The organism is Streptomyces hiroshimensis (assembly GCF_014650335.1).
Taxonomy (GTDB): domain Bacteria; phylum Actinomycetota; class Actinomycetes; order Streptomycetales; family Streptomycetaceae; genus Streptomyces; species Streptomyces hiroshimensis.
The window spans coordinates 103,573-116,984 of the sequence record NZ_BMUT01000018.1 but is presented as its reverse complement, the minus strand read 5'-3'; the positions used below and the strand labels follow the sequence as shown (position 1 = coordinate 116,984).

General features: G+C 71.7%; 14 protein-coding genes. 11 read left to right on the top strand and 3 right to left on the bottom strand.

Annotated elements, in window-relative coordinates; genetic code table 11:
• The 3 genes from IE241_RS30785 to IE241_RS30775 form a co-directional block, all read right to left on the bottom strand.
• Nucleotides 1–1,112, bottom strand: a 1,112-nt coding sequence (locus tag IE241_RS30785; protein ID WP_190025146.1) for an NAD-dependent malic enzyme, incomplete at its 3' end; no start/stop codon positions are given.
• 56 nt (nt 1,113–1,168) lie between these two features.
• Complete coding sequence (gene aspA, locus IE241_RS30780) at nt 1,169–2,605, bottom strand: aspartate ammonia-lyase (protein ID WP_190025145.1); 1,437 nt, start codon at nt 2,603–2,605, stop codon at nt 1,169–1,171.
• A 59-nt stretch (nt 2,606–2,664) separates the two neighbouring features.
• Nucleotides 2,665–3,660 (bottom strand): asparaginase, encoded by a 996-nt coding sequence (locus IE241_RS30775; RefSeq protein WP_190025144.1) that lies wholly within the window; start codon nt 3,658–3,660, stop codon nt 2,665–2,667.
• Between the two features lie 141 nt (nt 3,661–3,801).
• Here IE241_RS30775 and IE241_RS30770 point away from each other — a divergent pair, with 141 nt between their 5' ends.
• From IE241_RS30770 to IE241_RS30720, 11 genes are all read left to right on the top strand, one after another.
• Nucleotides 3,802–4,257, top strand: a complete 456-nt coding sequence (locus tag IE241_RS30770; RefSeq protein WP_190025143.1) for an Lrp/AsnC family transcriptional regulator — start codon at nt 3,802–3,804, stop codon at nt 4,255–4,257.
• Nucleotides 4,258–4,318: 61 nt separating this feature from the next.
• On the top strand, nt 4,319–4,957 hold the full coding sequence (locus IE241_RS30765; RefSeq protein WP_190025142.1) for a hypothetical protein: 639 nt from the start codon (nt 4,319–4,321) through the stop codon (nt 4,955–4,957).
• Between the two features lie 42 nt (nt 4,958–4,999).
• The gene (locus tag IE241_RS30760; RefSeq protein WP_190025141.1) at nt 5,000–5,389 is read left to right on the top strand and encodes a VOC family protein; all 390 of its coding nucleotides are present in this window, start codon (nt 5,000–5,002) and stop codon (nt 5,387–5,389) included.
• A 108-nt stretch (nt 5,390–5,497) separates the two neighbouring features.
• On the top strand, nt 5,498–7,006 hold the full coding sequence (locus IE241_RS30755; protein WP_190025140.1) for an alpha/beta hydrolase: 1,509 nt from the start codon (nt 5,498–5,500) through the stop codon (nt 7,004–7,006).
• 235 nt (nt 7,007–7,241) lie between these two features.
• Nucleotides 7,242–7,430, top strand: a complete 189-nt coding sequence (locus IE241_RS30750) for a hypothetical protein (RefSeq protein ID WP_190025154.1) — start codon at nt 7,242–7,244, stop codon at nt 7,428–7,430.
• A gap of 41 nt (nt 7,431–7,471) precedes the next feature.
• A complete protein-coding gene (locus IE241_RS30745; RefSeq protein ID WP_190025139.1) occupies nt 7,472–8,008 on the top strand; it encodes an RNA polymerase sigma factor in 537 nt (178 codons plus the stop codon).
• Nucleotides 8,005–8,718 carry a hypothetical protein gene (locus IE241_RS30740; RefSeq protein ID WP_190025138.1) on the top strand — a complete coding sequence of 238 codons (714 nt, stop codon included), beginning with the start codon at nt 8,005–8,007 and terminating at the stop codon, nt 8,716–8,718. Before IE241_RS30745 ends, IE241_RS30740 begins: the two co-directional genes overlap by 4 nt.
• Before the next feature lie 135 nt (nt 8,719–8,853).
• Nucleotides 8,854–9,759: an eCIS core domain-containing protein gene (locus tag IE241_RS30735; protein ID WP_268254439.1), complete on the top strand. Its 906-nt coding sequence runs from the start codon at nt 8,854–8,856 to the stop codon at nt 9,757–9,759.
• Between the two features lie 205 nt (nt 9,760–9,964).
• Complete coding sequence (locus IE241_RS30730) at nt 9,965–11,578, top strand: phage tail sheath family protein (RefSeq protein ID WP_190025136.1); 1,614 nt, start codon at nt 9,965–9,967, stop codon at nt 11,576–11,578.
• A gap of 59 nt (nt 11,579–11,637) precedes the next feature.
• Entirely contained in the window at nt 11,638–12,162 is a 525-nt protein-coding gene (locus IE241_RS30725; protein WP_190025135.1) for a phage tail protein, read from the top strand.
• 7 nt (nt 12,163–12,169) lie between these two features.
• On the top strand, nt 12,170–12,907 hold the full coding sequence (locus IE241_RS30720; protein ID WP_190025134.1) for a hypothetical protein: 738 nt from the start codon (nt 12,170–12,172) through the stop codon (nt 12,905–12,907).
• Nucleotides 12,908–13,412: the final 505 nt, after the last annotated feature.

Sequence of the window (13,412 nt, the reverse complement as noted above, 5' to 3'; positions counted from 1 at the left end):
GGGTCGGGGTTGGCGAGCGCGAAGACGATGGCGTTGTCGGCCATCGCGGCGACGTCCTCGCCGTTCAGGACGTTGGGGGCGGAGACGCCGATGAAGACGTCCGCGCCGCGCACGGCTTCCTTGAGGGTGCCGGTCATCCCCTCGGGGTTGGTGTTGTCGGCGATCCAGCGCAGCGCCGTCTCCGGGCCCGCGTCGACGAGGTCCGCACGGCCGGCGTGCACCACGCCGTGGATGTCGGCGACGACGGCGTGCTTGACGCCGGCGGCGATCAGCAGCTTGAGGATCGCCGTACCGGCCGCGCCCGCACCCGACATGACGACCCGTACGTCACCGACCTCCTTGCCGACCACCCGCAGCGCATTCGTCAGCGCCGCCAGCACCACGATCGCCGTACCGTGCTGGTCGTCATGGAAGACCGGGATGTCCAGCGCCTCCCGCAGCCGCGCCTCGATCTCGAAGCAGCGCGGCGCCGAGATGTCCTCCAGGTTGATGCCCGCAAACCCCGGGGCGATGGCCTTGACGATCTCCACGATCGCATCCGGGTCCTGCGTGTCCAGACAGATCGGCCAGGCGTCGATGCCGGCGAAGCGCTTGAAGAGGGCGGCCTTGCCCTCCATGACCGGGAGGGCGGCCTTGGGGCCGATGTTGCCCAGACCCAGCACCGCCGAGCCGTCCGTGACCACGGCCACGCTGTTGCGCTTGATCGTCAGCCGGCGCGCGTCCTCCGGATTCTCCGCGATCGCCATGCACACCCGCGCCACGCCCGGCGTGTAGACCATCGACAGGTCGTCACGGTTGCGGATCGGGTGCTTCGACGCCATCTCGATCTTGCCGCCGAGGTGCATCAGGAACGTACGGTCCGACACCTTGCCCAGCACCACGCCCTCGATGCCGCGCAGCTTCTCCACGATCTCGTCGGCGTGGTCGGTGGACGTGGTCGCCATGGTGACGTCGATCCGGAGCTTCTCGTGACCGGAAGCGGTCACGTCCAGGCCCGTCACCGATCCGCCGGAGGACTCCACGGCCGTGGTGAGCTCGCTGACCGAGGTTCCGCTCGCGGGGACCTCCAGCCGGACCGTCATCGAGTACGAGACGCTTGGCGCCGTTGCCATGGGGATACTTCTTCTTTCCTGGGTGTGCAGGGTTGTGCGTTGTACGGGGAGTTGTCTCAGGCGCGGACGGTCGCAGCCGTGCGCGTGTGGGGACGGGCGAGGTTGTCCGGGTGGAGGATCTCCCGGAGCTGCTCCTGGGTGAGCAGGCCCTTGGCCAGGACGAGGTCGTGCACCGAGGCGCCCGTGGTCAGGGCCTCCTGGGCGACGGCGGTGGCCTGCTCGTATCCGATGTGCGGGTTGAGCGCGGTGGCCAGGCCGATGGACTGGCCGACGAGGCGGGCCAGGTGCTCGCGGTTGGCGGTGATGCCGGTGACGCAGCGCTCGGCCAGGGTCAGGCAGCCCGCCCGCAGGTGGGTGAGGCTCTTGAGGAGGCTGTGGGCGATGACCGGCTCGAAGGCGTTGAGCTGGAGCTGGCCGGCCTCGGCGGCGAAGGTGACCGTCACGTCGTTGCCGATGACCTCGAAGGCGATCTGGTTGACGACCTCCGGGATCACCGGGTTCACCTTGCCGGGCATGATGCTCGAACCCGCCTGGACCGGCGGCAGGTTGATCTCGGCGAGGCCGGCGCGCGGGCCGCAGGAGAGCAGGCGCAGGTCGTTGCAGGTCTTGGAGAGCTTGACGGCGATCCGCTTGAGGACACCGGAGATCTGGACGAACGCGCCCATGTCCTGGGTGGCCTCGACCAGATCGCCGGCGACGGTGACCGGGACGCCGGTGATCTCGCCGAGGTGGCGGCAGGCGAGCGCCGGGTACTCGGGGTGGGCGTTGAGGCCGGTGCCGATGGCGGTGCCGCCGAGGTTGATCTCGCGCAGCAGCGCGCACGCCTCGGCCAGCCGCGCCCGGTCCTCCTCCAGCATGACGGCGTAGGCGGCGAACTCCTGGCCCAGCGTCATCGGCACGGCGTCCTGCAGCTGGGTGCGGCCCATCTTCAGGACGTCCGCGAACTCCTCCGCCTTGGCGGCGAAGGCCTCGCGCAGCACCTCCATGGCCTCCAGGAGGCGGGCGGCGGCGAGCTGCAGCGAGAGGCGGACCGCGGTCGGGTAGACGTCGTTGGTGCTCTGCCCGGCGTTGACGTCCTCCAGCGGGTGCAGGTGCTTGTAGTCGCCCTTGTCGTGGCCGAGGAGTTCGAGCGCGCGGTTGGCGATGACCTCGTTGGCGTTCATGTTGGTGGAGGTGCCGGCGCCGCCCTGGATGACGTCGACGACGAAGTGGTCGTGCCACTGCCCGTCGCGGATCTCCTCGCAGGCCCGGACGATCGCGTCCACCTTGCGGTCGTCGAGCAGCTCCAGGTCGCGGTTGGCGAGGGCGGCGGCCTGCTTGACGGAGGCGAGGGCGGTGACGAGGTCGGGGTAGGCGGAGATGGGGGTGCCCGTGATGGGGAAGTTCTCCACGGCGCGCAGGGTGTGCACGCCGTAGTACGCGGCGGTGGGGACGTCGCGGTCGCCGAGGAGGTCGTGTTCGGTGCGGGAGGAGCCGGGGGCGGAGGCCGACATGGGGGGATCCGATCGGGTGCGGTGGGGGGAGCGGCAGGGGGAGGGGGGAAGGGGGAGGCTCAGGCGGCGGCCGGGGTGCCGACGAGCCGGCGCAGCGCGTCCGTCCGCGCGTCCGTGCCGGCGGCGGTGAGCGCGGCGCCGAGGACGGCGATCCGGGCCTGCCCGGCGCGGAGGGTGCCGGTCAGGACGGCCCCGGCGGCGGCGAGGTCCACGGCGCCGCCCTGGGTGTAGATCTCGGCGACCGGGCCGGCCGGGACCCGGGTGGTGAGGGCGACGAGCACGCCGCGGGCGACCGCGGCCTCGACGGCGGCGACGACCTCGGGGGTCGCGTTGCCCGCGCCCGTGGCGACCAGGACGATGCCCTGGGCGCCCGCCGCGACGGCGGCGTTGAACAGCAGCGGGTCCGCGTCGCAGTGGTGCATGACCATGTCGACCCGGGGGAGGTCCTCGCCGGCGGCCGGCAGGGGGAGCGCCGCCGGGCGCTCGGGCCGCCCGTGGACGAGGACGCGGCCGTCCTTGACGTCCGCGACGGGGCTGCCGGAGGGGTCGGCGAAGGCGTCGGCCGCCAGGGTCTGCACCTTGATCGTGCCGCGGGCGGCGTGGATCCGGCCGTCGAAGGCGACCAGGACGCCGTGGCCGCGCAGCTCGGCCGAGCCCGCCGCCAGCAGGGCGTCGTGGAGGTTGCGCGGGCCGTCGCCGCCCTCCGCTTCGAGCGGGAGCTGGGCGCCGGTGAAGACGACCGGGCGGGGGTCGTCGTGGTGGAGGTCGAGGAAGAAGGCCGACTCCTCCAGCGTGTCGGTGCCGTGGGTGACCACGATGCCGTCGACGCCGGGGTCGGCGAGCACCTCGTGCACGGTGCGCAGGAGGGCGAGCTGGTCGCGGGTGGTGAGCCGGGCGCTGTTCACGCTCATCAGGTCGACGACCCGCACGGATATGCCCTCGGGCACCGCTGCCGTGGCCAGGACGTCCCCGCCCCGCGCGTCGGCGGCGAACCCGGAGCCCTGCCAGCGGCTGGCGATCGTTCCGCCCGTGCTGATGACGACGACCTGTCCCACGTCTGCCCGCCCTTTCTGGAGATCACTGCGGCCGTCCACGGGGGAGTGGCGGCCGGGTGGAGCAACGATAGGACGAAACGGGCGCAATTGGATCGCTGATTTGAGCGCGACCGTGCACGGGACGTGGTGGATAATTGCGTGATGGACGGAATCGACAGAAATATTTTGCGCGAGCTCCAGAACGACGGCCGCCTGACCATCCAGGAGCTCGCCCACCGCGTCGGTCTGACCCCCTCCCCGTGCATGCGCCGCGTCCGCCAGCTCGAGCAGGACGGCGTCATCCAGGGCTACCGGGCGATCATCAACCCCGAGGCCGTCGGGCGGAGCTTCGAGGTCCTCGTCTCGATCGAGGTCAAGCGCGACCGGGAGGCCGTCGAGGCCTTCGAGGCCGCGCTCCAGGACATCCCGGACGTGATCGAGGCCTACCGCCTGTTCGGCAGCCCGGGCTGTCTGCTGCGCATCGCGGTCGCCGACCTCACCGCCTACGAGCGCCTGTGGATCGAACGCCTCACCACGCTCTCCGGCATCACCGAGGTCAACTCGCAGATCATCATGAAGCGGATCAAGGAACCCCGTGGCCTGCCGGTCGGGCTCTGACGCCGGGGGCCGCGGTGACGCCCGTCGCCGTCAGCCGGATCGTGTCGCGAGCGATGAGCGCATGGACGTCACCCGGCTGCTGGAAGCGGCCTCCCTGCTGGTGCCGGAGGCCGTGGCCACCGGGAACGACATCACCGTCGGCGATGTCTGGGACCTCCTCGTCCGCGACGAGTGGGATATCGCCCTCAGCCTGCTGGAAGAGCTGGGCGAAGGCGAAGGCGGCGGAGAGGGGGAAGGCGACCGCCGGCCGCTGCCGCCCGCCTTCTGGGAGTCGCTCGCCGGCGCCGCCGAGCAGCTGTACATGGAACGCAGCGCGGCCTGGTGCCACTGGCGCGTCTACGAGACCCGCCACGGCGTGATCCGGGCCGACCTTACCCTCCGTCCGGCCGCGGAGAGCCGCCGCACGACGCCCGTCCCCGGCGCCGGAGTCCTGCGGCCCGTGTGGGACATCGGGCACCGGTCGCCCACCGGAGGGCCCGCGGTCAACGTGGCCCGCCTGTGGGTCGAGGGGCGGCCCGCTCTGGAACCCGGGGGCCGGTCGCTCGTACGGCTCGCCCCGCTCGACCCCTCCCAGTGGCGCCACCTCGCACCCGGCCGGCGGATCACGATGCACGAGGGGCGGGACGCGGTGGGTACGGCGACCGTCGTGGAGGTCCGCCGGCCGCCGGTCGCCGTGCGCGAGGGCAGCGAGGGCCCTTGATCCGGGGTGGCGCGCCCGGACGGGCGCGGGCATGATCGTTCGATGCCTTCTCTCGGACTGGTGACCCTCGTCGTGCGCGACTACGACGAAGCCATCGCCTTCTACTGCGACGCCGTCGGCTTCGAACTGCTGGAGGACACCCGGCTCGACGACGGCAAACACTGGGTGGTCGTCGCTCCGCGGGGAGCGCGGGAGTCGGCTCTTCTGCTGGCCAGGGCCGTGACCGGGGAACAGGCCGACCGGGTCGGGGATCAGACGGGCGGCCGGGTCGGCTGGTTCCTGAACACCGATGCGTTCGACCGTGACTACGCGCGCATGCAGGCGGCCGGGGTCGTCTTCGAGGAGGCGCCGCGGCGTGAAACGTACGGCACGGTGGCCGTCTTCCGGGACCTCTACGGCAACCGCTGGGACCTGATCCAGCTGAACGGCTAGTTTCAGGGCGCCCTTGAATCTCCTGTTACAGGAGTTCCTACCGTACCGGCGAGCGCGGACGGCCCCTGGCGGCCGGTTCCGCGGACCGCGGTATGCGAGGAGGAGTTCATGACGGCGTTCGTGCTGGTGTCGGGCCCGTTCACCGGGGACTGGGTGTGGCAGGAGGTGGCCGCCCGGCTCCGGGAGGCGGGAGCCGAGGTGCACCCGGCGATGCTCACGGGCATGGGGGACCACCGCCGCCCGGGCGGCCCCGGGACGGATCTCGGGACGCACGTCGAGGACCTGGTCCGGCTGATCGACGGGATCGACGCGGCGGAGGTGGTGATCGTCGGCCACGACTACGGCATCCACCCCGTACTGGGCGCCGCCGACCGGCGACCGGAGCGGATCGCCCGCGTCGTCTACCTGGACGCGGGCATGCCCGAGGACGGTGACGCGGCCGTCGCCCTGGTGCCCGACCACGCGCTCCGGGAGCGGCTGTTGCAGCAGAGCGGACCGAGCGAGAGCGACTGGCGGGTCCCGCCGCCGCAAGGCGACGAGTGGCAGCGCTGGGGCAGCACCGACGGCATCCCCGCGGAGGCGCTGGCGCGCATGGACCGTCTTGCCGTGCCGCAGCCGGCGGGCACGTTCACCCAGCCGCTCCGGCTGTCCGGCGCCGCCTCCGGGCTGCCGACGACCGGCGTCCTGTGCACTGCCGGCGGGGTGGGCATCGAGACGGTCGAATTCCTGGTGAGGTCGGGTCCGCCGCAGTTCCGCCGGCTCGCCGACCCGCAGGTGAGCTTCTTCGAACTCGCCACCGGCCACTGGCCGATGCTCTCCTCCCCCGGAGAACTGGCGAGCGTACTGCTGCGCGCCGCCGCGGGAGAAGGCCACCGGGTGGCCGCGGCGCCGAGCGAGCAGCCCGACCACCTGCGCTCCTTCCTCATGGACGTACCGGAGCGGCCTCGTGAGCGGGTGGGACGGACCGATCTCTACCTGCCGGACGCCGACGAGCCCCGTCCGGCGGTGGTGTTCGTCCACGGAGGCCCGGTCTCGCCCGACGCGCGGCCCACGCCGCGGGACTGGCCCGGCTTCGTCGGCTATTGCCGGTACGTGGCGAGCCTGGGAGCGGTCGGTGTGATGCTGGATCACCGGCTGCACGCCCTGACCGACTACGCGCGTGCCGCGGAGGACGTCGCCGCGGCGGTCGAGCGCGTACGGGCCGATCCGCGCGTCGACGGCGAGCGCATCGCGCTGTGGTACTTCTCGGCCGGCGGGCTGCTCTCGGCGGATCCGCTCGCGGAGCCCCCGCCGTGGCTGCGGTGCGTGGCGCTGACCTATCCCGTGCTGGCGCCGCTGCCGGGCTGGGGGCTCGTGGACTCCCGGTTCCGCCCCGTGGCCGCGGTGGGCTCGGCCGGGCGACTGCCGGTCGTGCTGACCCGGGTGGGGCGGGAGAACGCGGCGATCGCGGCGACGGTCGGGGAGTTCCTGAGCGCCGCGGAGAACTGCAAGGCCGGGGTCGAGGTGGTCGACGTGCCGCTCGGTCGCCACGGGTTCGAGACGACCGACCACAGTGAGGAGGCGCGGGGCGCGGTGGAGCGGGCGGTGCGGTCCGTGCTGGGCCACTTGACGGGCTGATCGACCGGCTGATCGACGGGCTGAGCCCGCGGGCGCGGCGGCCCGGACGACCGGACGATCATCTTCCGTAACTCTTTACGTTCTGCCGTTGCACGTTCCGGCCGCGGCGGTCGCCTATATGGGCGGAGGACGAAGAAGGGTTCCTCCGACAGGGGCAGCAGGCGGCGCCCGGGGGAGCGTGCGCCGCCGGTGCGCCCGAGCCGCTTGTCCGCCGACCGGAGGGATCCCTGCTTCCGTGAAATCTCAACTCGCCGGCGACCTGCTCACCGCAGCGATGGTCGCACGCGTCTTCGCCGGTGATGCCTGGCACCTGCTGCGGCGCGCCGCAGCCGCCACGGTACGCATCGGCCTGAGCCAGCAGCCCGCGCCGCCGCGCCGCCCCGGGGGCGCACCCGGGCGCCGGCGGGTGGGAGGGATGCGATGAATCCCGGCCCCTCACGCTCTCCCCGCACAGGCGTCATTCCCGTGACCGGACTCCCCGCCGACTACCGCGCCTTCCACGAGCTCTACCGCGGCATCTACATCCACTGGGCCGAGCTCTACCTGCGTCATCGCCACGATGCCGAGGAAGCCGTCGACCAGGCCTTCGAAGAGCTCTACCTCGCCTGGCACGAAGTGCTCTCCCAGGAATCGCCCAACGCCTACGCATGGGCCGTGGTCCGCCACCGCACCGTCGACACGGCCCGGGCCCGGGGCCGGCGCCCGGCCGTGATCGACACCGCCGCCTTCGAGACCACCGCGCTCCACCACGCGCTCGACCCCATCGGCGAGCTCGAACACAGCCTGGCCGTCTACGACGCCATCCACGCCCTGCCCGAACGCCAGCACGACGTCATCGTCCTGCTCCACGTCCTGGGCCACTCCACCCGCGAGGTCGCCAGCATCATGGGCATCACCCCCGCCGGCGTGCGCTCCGCCGCACGCTTCGCCCGCCACCGCCTCCAGCACTCCCTCGGCCTCGACCAGGGCCCCTCCGGCGACGAAGGAGGGACGGACAGGTGACCGGCCACCCCTCGCTCGAGCTGGCGCTGGCCCGGGTACGGCTCGTCCGGCCCCCCTACACCGTGGCCGACACCCAGGCGGCCGAAGCCCGGCTCGCGGCCCGCATCACCGCCCGGATGCTGCACGGTGCCCTCTCCTTCGACGACCAGATGGCGCCCGCCCGCACCGCGGCGGCCCGCACGGCCGAGCGGAGCGACCTGCCCCACCGGGCCTTCCGGCGCCAGCTGCAGGCACTGTGCCGCACGGTCGTCACCCGCAACCTCCACGAACTGGGCGGATTCCTCACCTGCCGCATCCTCGAACCCGCGGGCGCCCTCGTCCTGGGCTGTGTGCTGCACCTGGCCGAGCGCGGGGACTCCGCCCAGTTCTGGTGGCAGTTCGCCGCCGGCGCGGGCAACCGCGGCGCGGCCTGCTGCCTCTACCTGCACCACATGGCCCTGGGCGAGCGCAGGGAAGCCGAACTGTGGCACGAGCAGGCAGGCCTGGAACACCTCATCCCGAAGACCCCCGAGACCATCGACCGCACGGACCTCAACGCGGTCCTGAGCCTGCTCGCCCACCTCCGCGGCGCCAGCGTCTTCTCCGCCGCCACCAACGCCGTCATCGCCTACGTCCCCCACGCCCTCGACGACAACGACGCCCTCGACCTTCCCCTGCCCGACCCCGACTTCGCCGAACGCATCGAAGAACTGACGTCTCTGGCGTCGTGACCCCTTGGCCCCTGAACGACGCGGCGTCCCCCGGGCGGGTGGGAAACGGACCGGGGGACGCCGGGCGGACAGGCACAGAGCCGTCCCACGGTCGTCAAGTCGCGGAGGCGACCTCGCCGTGGTGGAGTGGGTGATATGGGTGTGCATGCTGTGCCCACCGAGCGGCCCTGCGAGGTGCCGAGCCCCACGTGGTCGAATCTGCGGCGTGTGCTGAATACACCGGGGCGGCCGTTGGATCCCCCGGTGCGGCATGAGATGCAAGCACGGTTCGCGGCCGATTTCTCCCGTGTACGGGTGCACACCGATGACGGCGCGGCCAGGACGACCCTCGGACTCCAAGCGGCGGCCTGTACGGTCGGGGATCACATCCTGTTCGGTGCCGGACGCTACCGGCCTGGTACGGCTGACGGCAGACGGGTGCTGGCCCATGAACTCACGCACGTACTCCAGCAGCGTTCTCCGGGTCCTGGTCCCAGGGAACCGCTGAATGCCAGCGATCCGCAGGATGCCGGTGAGCGCGAAGCGGAAGCCGTCGCGGAACGGTTGCTCGCGCCCCGGCGTCGGAGCGACCTCCCCGGGGCGGGTGTCACGGTGTCGCAGCGTCGCCCGGTGCTGCAGCGAATCGCTGTCGAAGACAGTCCACGCGCGGTGGGGGCGCCACACATCGTGGGCATCCCGTTCTGGATCAACCCCGACGTGTTCGACTTCAAGCCCGGCCCGCCGGGTTCCAACTGGCAGGTAACAGGCTGTGTGACCATCATCTTCGGGCACGGTTCCCTGTTCCGGCCCATGCAGAGAATCAAGGTGGGGGTGAAGGTCTGGGCGCCGCTCACCTTGCGGAGCAACCGTGCCCTCGGTGTGCGCGAGGCGCAGCGGGATTCAGCCAATGCAGCCGAGGTGGCAGCCCTGCGTGTCAAGGAATTCCTTGATGCCGGAGTCCTCATTCCGTCCGAGGTTCAGCCGAAATTCGTCGATTACATGCGTGAGAATCTCAAAATCTTCGATCTGGGATACCGCGTCCAGGGGTGTAAGCCCGACTGACGGGTGGTCGAGTACGTCGGGGATGCCGCAAGAGCGAGCCAGGATGTGGCCCGGTGCCCCGCGGCAGTCGCTGCGCTGAACGGCCCTGACGGATCCCCTGACCGGGGGAGACACGCTCTCCTCGCCGGGCTCCCGCCGGGCACCGGCTCCTACGGTGGGACCAGTTCCGCCCAGTAGCCCCCTGCCTTCGGAGAGAAGAGGCCTCATGCCGGTGAAGATCAGCTACCCCGGCGTCTACATCGACGAGGTCAAGAGCTCCGTACGGACCATCACCGGGGTTCCGACGTCGATCGCCGCCTTCGTCGGCTGGGCGCCGCGCGGGCCCGCCGACGAGCCGGTGCACATCACCTCGTGGGCCGACTACGAGACGCAGTTCGGCGGGCTGCACCCGGACAGCCCCATGAGCTACGCCGTCGAGCAGTTCTACCGCAACGGCGGCGCGGAGGCGGAGATCGTACGGGTGGTGAAGCACCCGGCGCCCGACGCGAAGGCCCCGGTCCTGCCGATCGGGAAGAAGCCCAAGTCCGGGACCGACACCCGCCCCACACTGGTTCCCGTCGGACCCGGGGCATGGGCACAGAACCTGACGGCACGGGTCGAGGGGGTCGAGGACGAGGACGGGAAGGGGGACAAGAAGGGCGTCTACAACCTGAGGCTCACCGACACCGGCACCGGTGTGGAGGAGACCTACCTCAACGTCAGCACGGACCCGGACAGCCCGCGCAGCCTGCGCAGGGTCGTGGCCGTCTCGCAACTCGTCAGGTATGACAAAGACGGCTCGAAGCCGCCCGAGAAGAACGATGACGAACCTCCTAAAGGCGACCATCAGGCCGAGGGCGAGGACCAGCCCTCCAAAGATCTCTTCTCGAAGGTCGATCCTGTTCCCAAGGACGAGTTTCCCGCTCTCATCGACTACGAGGGCGATGAAGCGAAGAAGACCGGTCTCCAAGCGTTGCTCAAGGCCGACATCTTCAACATTCTGTGCATCCCCGATGCCACGGAGAGGCTGAAGGACGCCCAACAGTCCCAGCACCTGATGCAAACCGCCGTGGGATTCTGCCACGACCACAGAGCCGTGCTGCTCGTCGATCCGCCGAACGCGTGGAACCAGACTTCCCCGAGTGAGGTCGCGAAAGCGGCACGCACGCTCCCGATCACCGGCGACGACGCACGCAACGCCGCCATCTACTACCCCCGTGTGCTGGCGACGGACCTGGCACGGGGCGGTCTCGTCAAGGACTTCCCGCCCTGCGGGGTCATGGCCGGCGTGCTGGCCCGCACGGATGCGCAGCGCGGTGTGTGGAAGGCCCCGGCCGGTACGGACGCGTCGCTCAACGCGGTCCAGGGGCTGATGACGCCGCTGACCGACCTGGAGAACGGACGCCTCAACCAGCTCGGTGTGAACTGCCTGCGCGAGCTCCCGGCTGTGGGCCCGGTCGCCTGGGGTGCCCGCACCATGCGGGGGAACGACCAGCTCACCGACGAGTGGAAGTACCTTCCCGTGCGCCGGCTCGCGCTCTTCTTGGAGGAGAGCCTGTTCCGGGGCACCCAGTGGGTGGTGTTCGAGCCGAACGACGAGCCCCTGTGGGCCTCTATCCGGCTGAACATCGGCGCCTTCATGAACTCCCTCTTCCGCGAGGGGGCGTTCCAGGGCCGGACGCCGGCCGAGGCGTACCTCGTCAAGTGCGACCGGGAGAACAACCCGCAGAACGATATCGACCGCGGGATCGTCAACATCCAGGTCGGGTTCGCGCCGCTCAAGCCCGCGGAGTTCGTGATCATCCATATTCAGCAGCTCGCCGGCCAGGTCCAGGTCTAGGTCTAGGTCTAGGTCCGGAACGCGGTTCCAGGTCGCAGGAAGCAGGAGGAGCGAGGACGATGCCGGAGATCACGCGCCGGGACCCGTACAAGAACTTCCGGTTCCGGGTGAAGTTCGGCGGTGGGACGACGTACATCGCGGGGATCAGCAAGGTCAGCGGTCTGAAGCGGACCACCGAGGTGGTCAAGCACCGGAACGGCGGTGACCCGGGGACCAGCCGCAAGCTGCCCGGCCGCACCGAGTACGAGGCCATCACACTGGAGCGCGGCTGCACGGCCGACACCGCCTTCGAGGAGTGGGCGAACAAGGTGTGGAGCCTGCGCAAGTCGGCCGGCGGGCTGGAGACCTCGCTGAAGGACTTCCGCCGCGACCTCATCATCGACGTGTTCGACGAGGCCGGGCAGCAGGTGCTGTCGTACTCCGTGCACGACTGCTGGGTGTCGGAGTACCAGGCCCTCCCGGACCTCGACGCGAACGCCAACGCCGTCGCCTTCGAACACATCAAGCTGGAGCACCACGGATGGGTGCGGGAGCGCACCAACCCGCCGGAGCTCCCGCAGTTCACCGACACCGCATCGGGGTGACGGCGTGGTGGCCGAGCTGACCGAGGCGCAGCTCCTGTCGGTGTGGGAGTCCGGGAGCGGGCAGGGCCCGCGGGACCGGGCCCTGCTGCTCGCCAGGACCGCCGCGGGGGACGCGGAAACCGCCGCGGGGGACGGGGTCGCCGATCTCACCCTGGCCGGTCTCCACGCCCTGCTGCTCGGATTCCGGGAGCGGGCGTTCGGCAGCTCCCTTCCCTGCGCGGCCGACTGCCCGGCCTGCGGGGAACCGCTCGAAGTCGCCGTGGAGACGGCCGAACTGCGGCCGCCGGCACCGGCAGCCGTACCCGGGGCACGGCCGGCACCGCCCACGGGGAGCTTCCGCGCGGGGGGCCGCGACGTGACGTACCGTGCCCTGACCCTGCGCGACCTGCTGGCCGTCGCCGGCGGCGGACGCGACTCCCGCCGGGCCCTGCTGCAGCGCTGCGTCGTCGGTACCTCCCCGGAGGCGGGCCCTCTGCCGGGCCGCGTCCTGGAGGAGGTGGCCCGGCGGCTCCCCGGCGTCGACCCGGGAGCGGAGACGACGGTGGCGCTGGAGTGCCCCGGCTGCGGGCACACCTGGTCGGCGGAGCTGGACGTCGCCGGGCACCTGTGGGCCGAGATCGAGGGGTACGCGCGCCGCCTGCTGTACGAGGTGCACGCGCTCGCCCGCGCCTACGGCTGGACGGAACAGGACGTCCTCGCCGTCAGCCCCGCGCGGCGCCGCTTCTATCTGGAGGCGGCCGGGTGAGCGATTTCGTGGACCGTCTGCTGGGCGCGCCGGGCCCGCGGCTCCGGCCACGGCTGCCGACGCTGTTCGACCCGGAGCCTCCCCGGCTGCGCGAGCCGGAGGCGTCCGGGACGGCCGCGGAGGCCGGAGAAGCCGTAGAGAGTGCAGACCTCGTCCGCCCGGGCGGGGACGAGGAGGGGCCGGAGCCGGGCCCGTTCTCCGCAGCGCCGCCCGCGTCCGTACTGCCGCCGGCCGCTGTGTACGAGCCGGGAGTCACCCGTACGCCCCGCGTATCCGGTGGAACGGCCCAGCCCTCGGGCCGGCCGTCCGGGATGCGGCTGCCGGGCGGGCGGCCGTCCGGCGCAGGAAGCCCCGGGGCGGAGGCGCCTGGCCCGGGAGCCGAGGCTTCCCCGGACGGCCGTCCCGCGGAGGGGACGCCGGTCCGACCGGCAGGGGCCACTGCGCCGGCCTCTGCCGACCCCGGCAGCCCCGCCCGCCCCGGCAGCCCCGCCCGTCCTGCCCGTCC

Excerpts from the sequence above, each read along its gene's own strand:
- aspA (WP_190025145.1), bottom strand. The coding sequence starts at position 2,605 with ATGTCGGCCTCCGCCCCCGGCTCCTCCCGCACCGAACACGACCTCCTC.
- IE241_RS30770 (WP_190025143.1), top strand. The coding sequence starts at position 3,802 with ATGGACGGAATCGACAGAAATATTTTGCGCGAGCTCCAGAACGACGGC.
- IE241_RS30765 (WP_190025142.1), top strand. The coding sequence starts at position 4,319 with ATGGACGTCACCCGGCTGCTGGAAGCGGCCTCCCTGCTGGTGCCGGAG.
- IE241_RS30760 (WP_190025141.1), top strand. The coding sequence starts at position 5,000 with ATGCCTTCTCTCGGACTGGTGACCCTCGTCGTGCGCGACTACGACGAA.
- IE241_RS30755 (WP_190025140.1), top strand. The coding sequence starts at position 5,498 with ATGACGGCGTTCGTGCTGGTGTCGGGCCCGTTCACCGGGGACTGGGTG.
- IE241_RS30735 (WP_268254439.1), top strand. The coding sequence starts at position 8,854 with ATGGGTGTGCATGCTGTGCCCACCGAGCGGCCCTGCGAGGTGCCGAGC.
- IE241_RS30730 (WP_190025136.1), top strand. The coding sequence starts at position 9,965 with ATGCCGGTGAAGATCAGCTACCCCGGCGTCTACATCGACGAGGTCAAG.
- IE241_RS30725 (WP_190025135.1), top strand. The coding sequence starts at position 11,638 with ATGCCGGAGATCACGCGCCGGGACCCGTACAAGAACTTCCGGTTCCGG.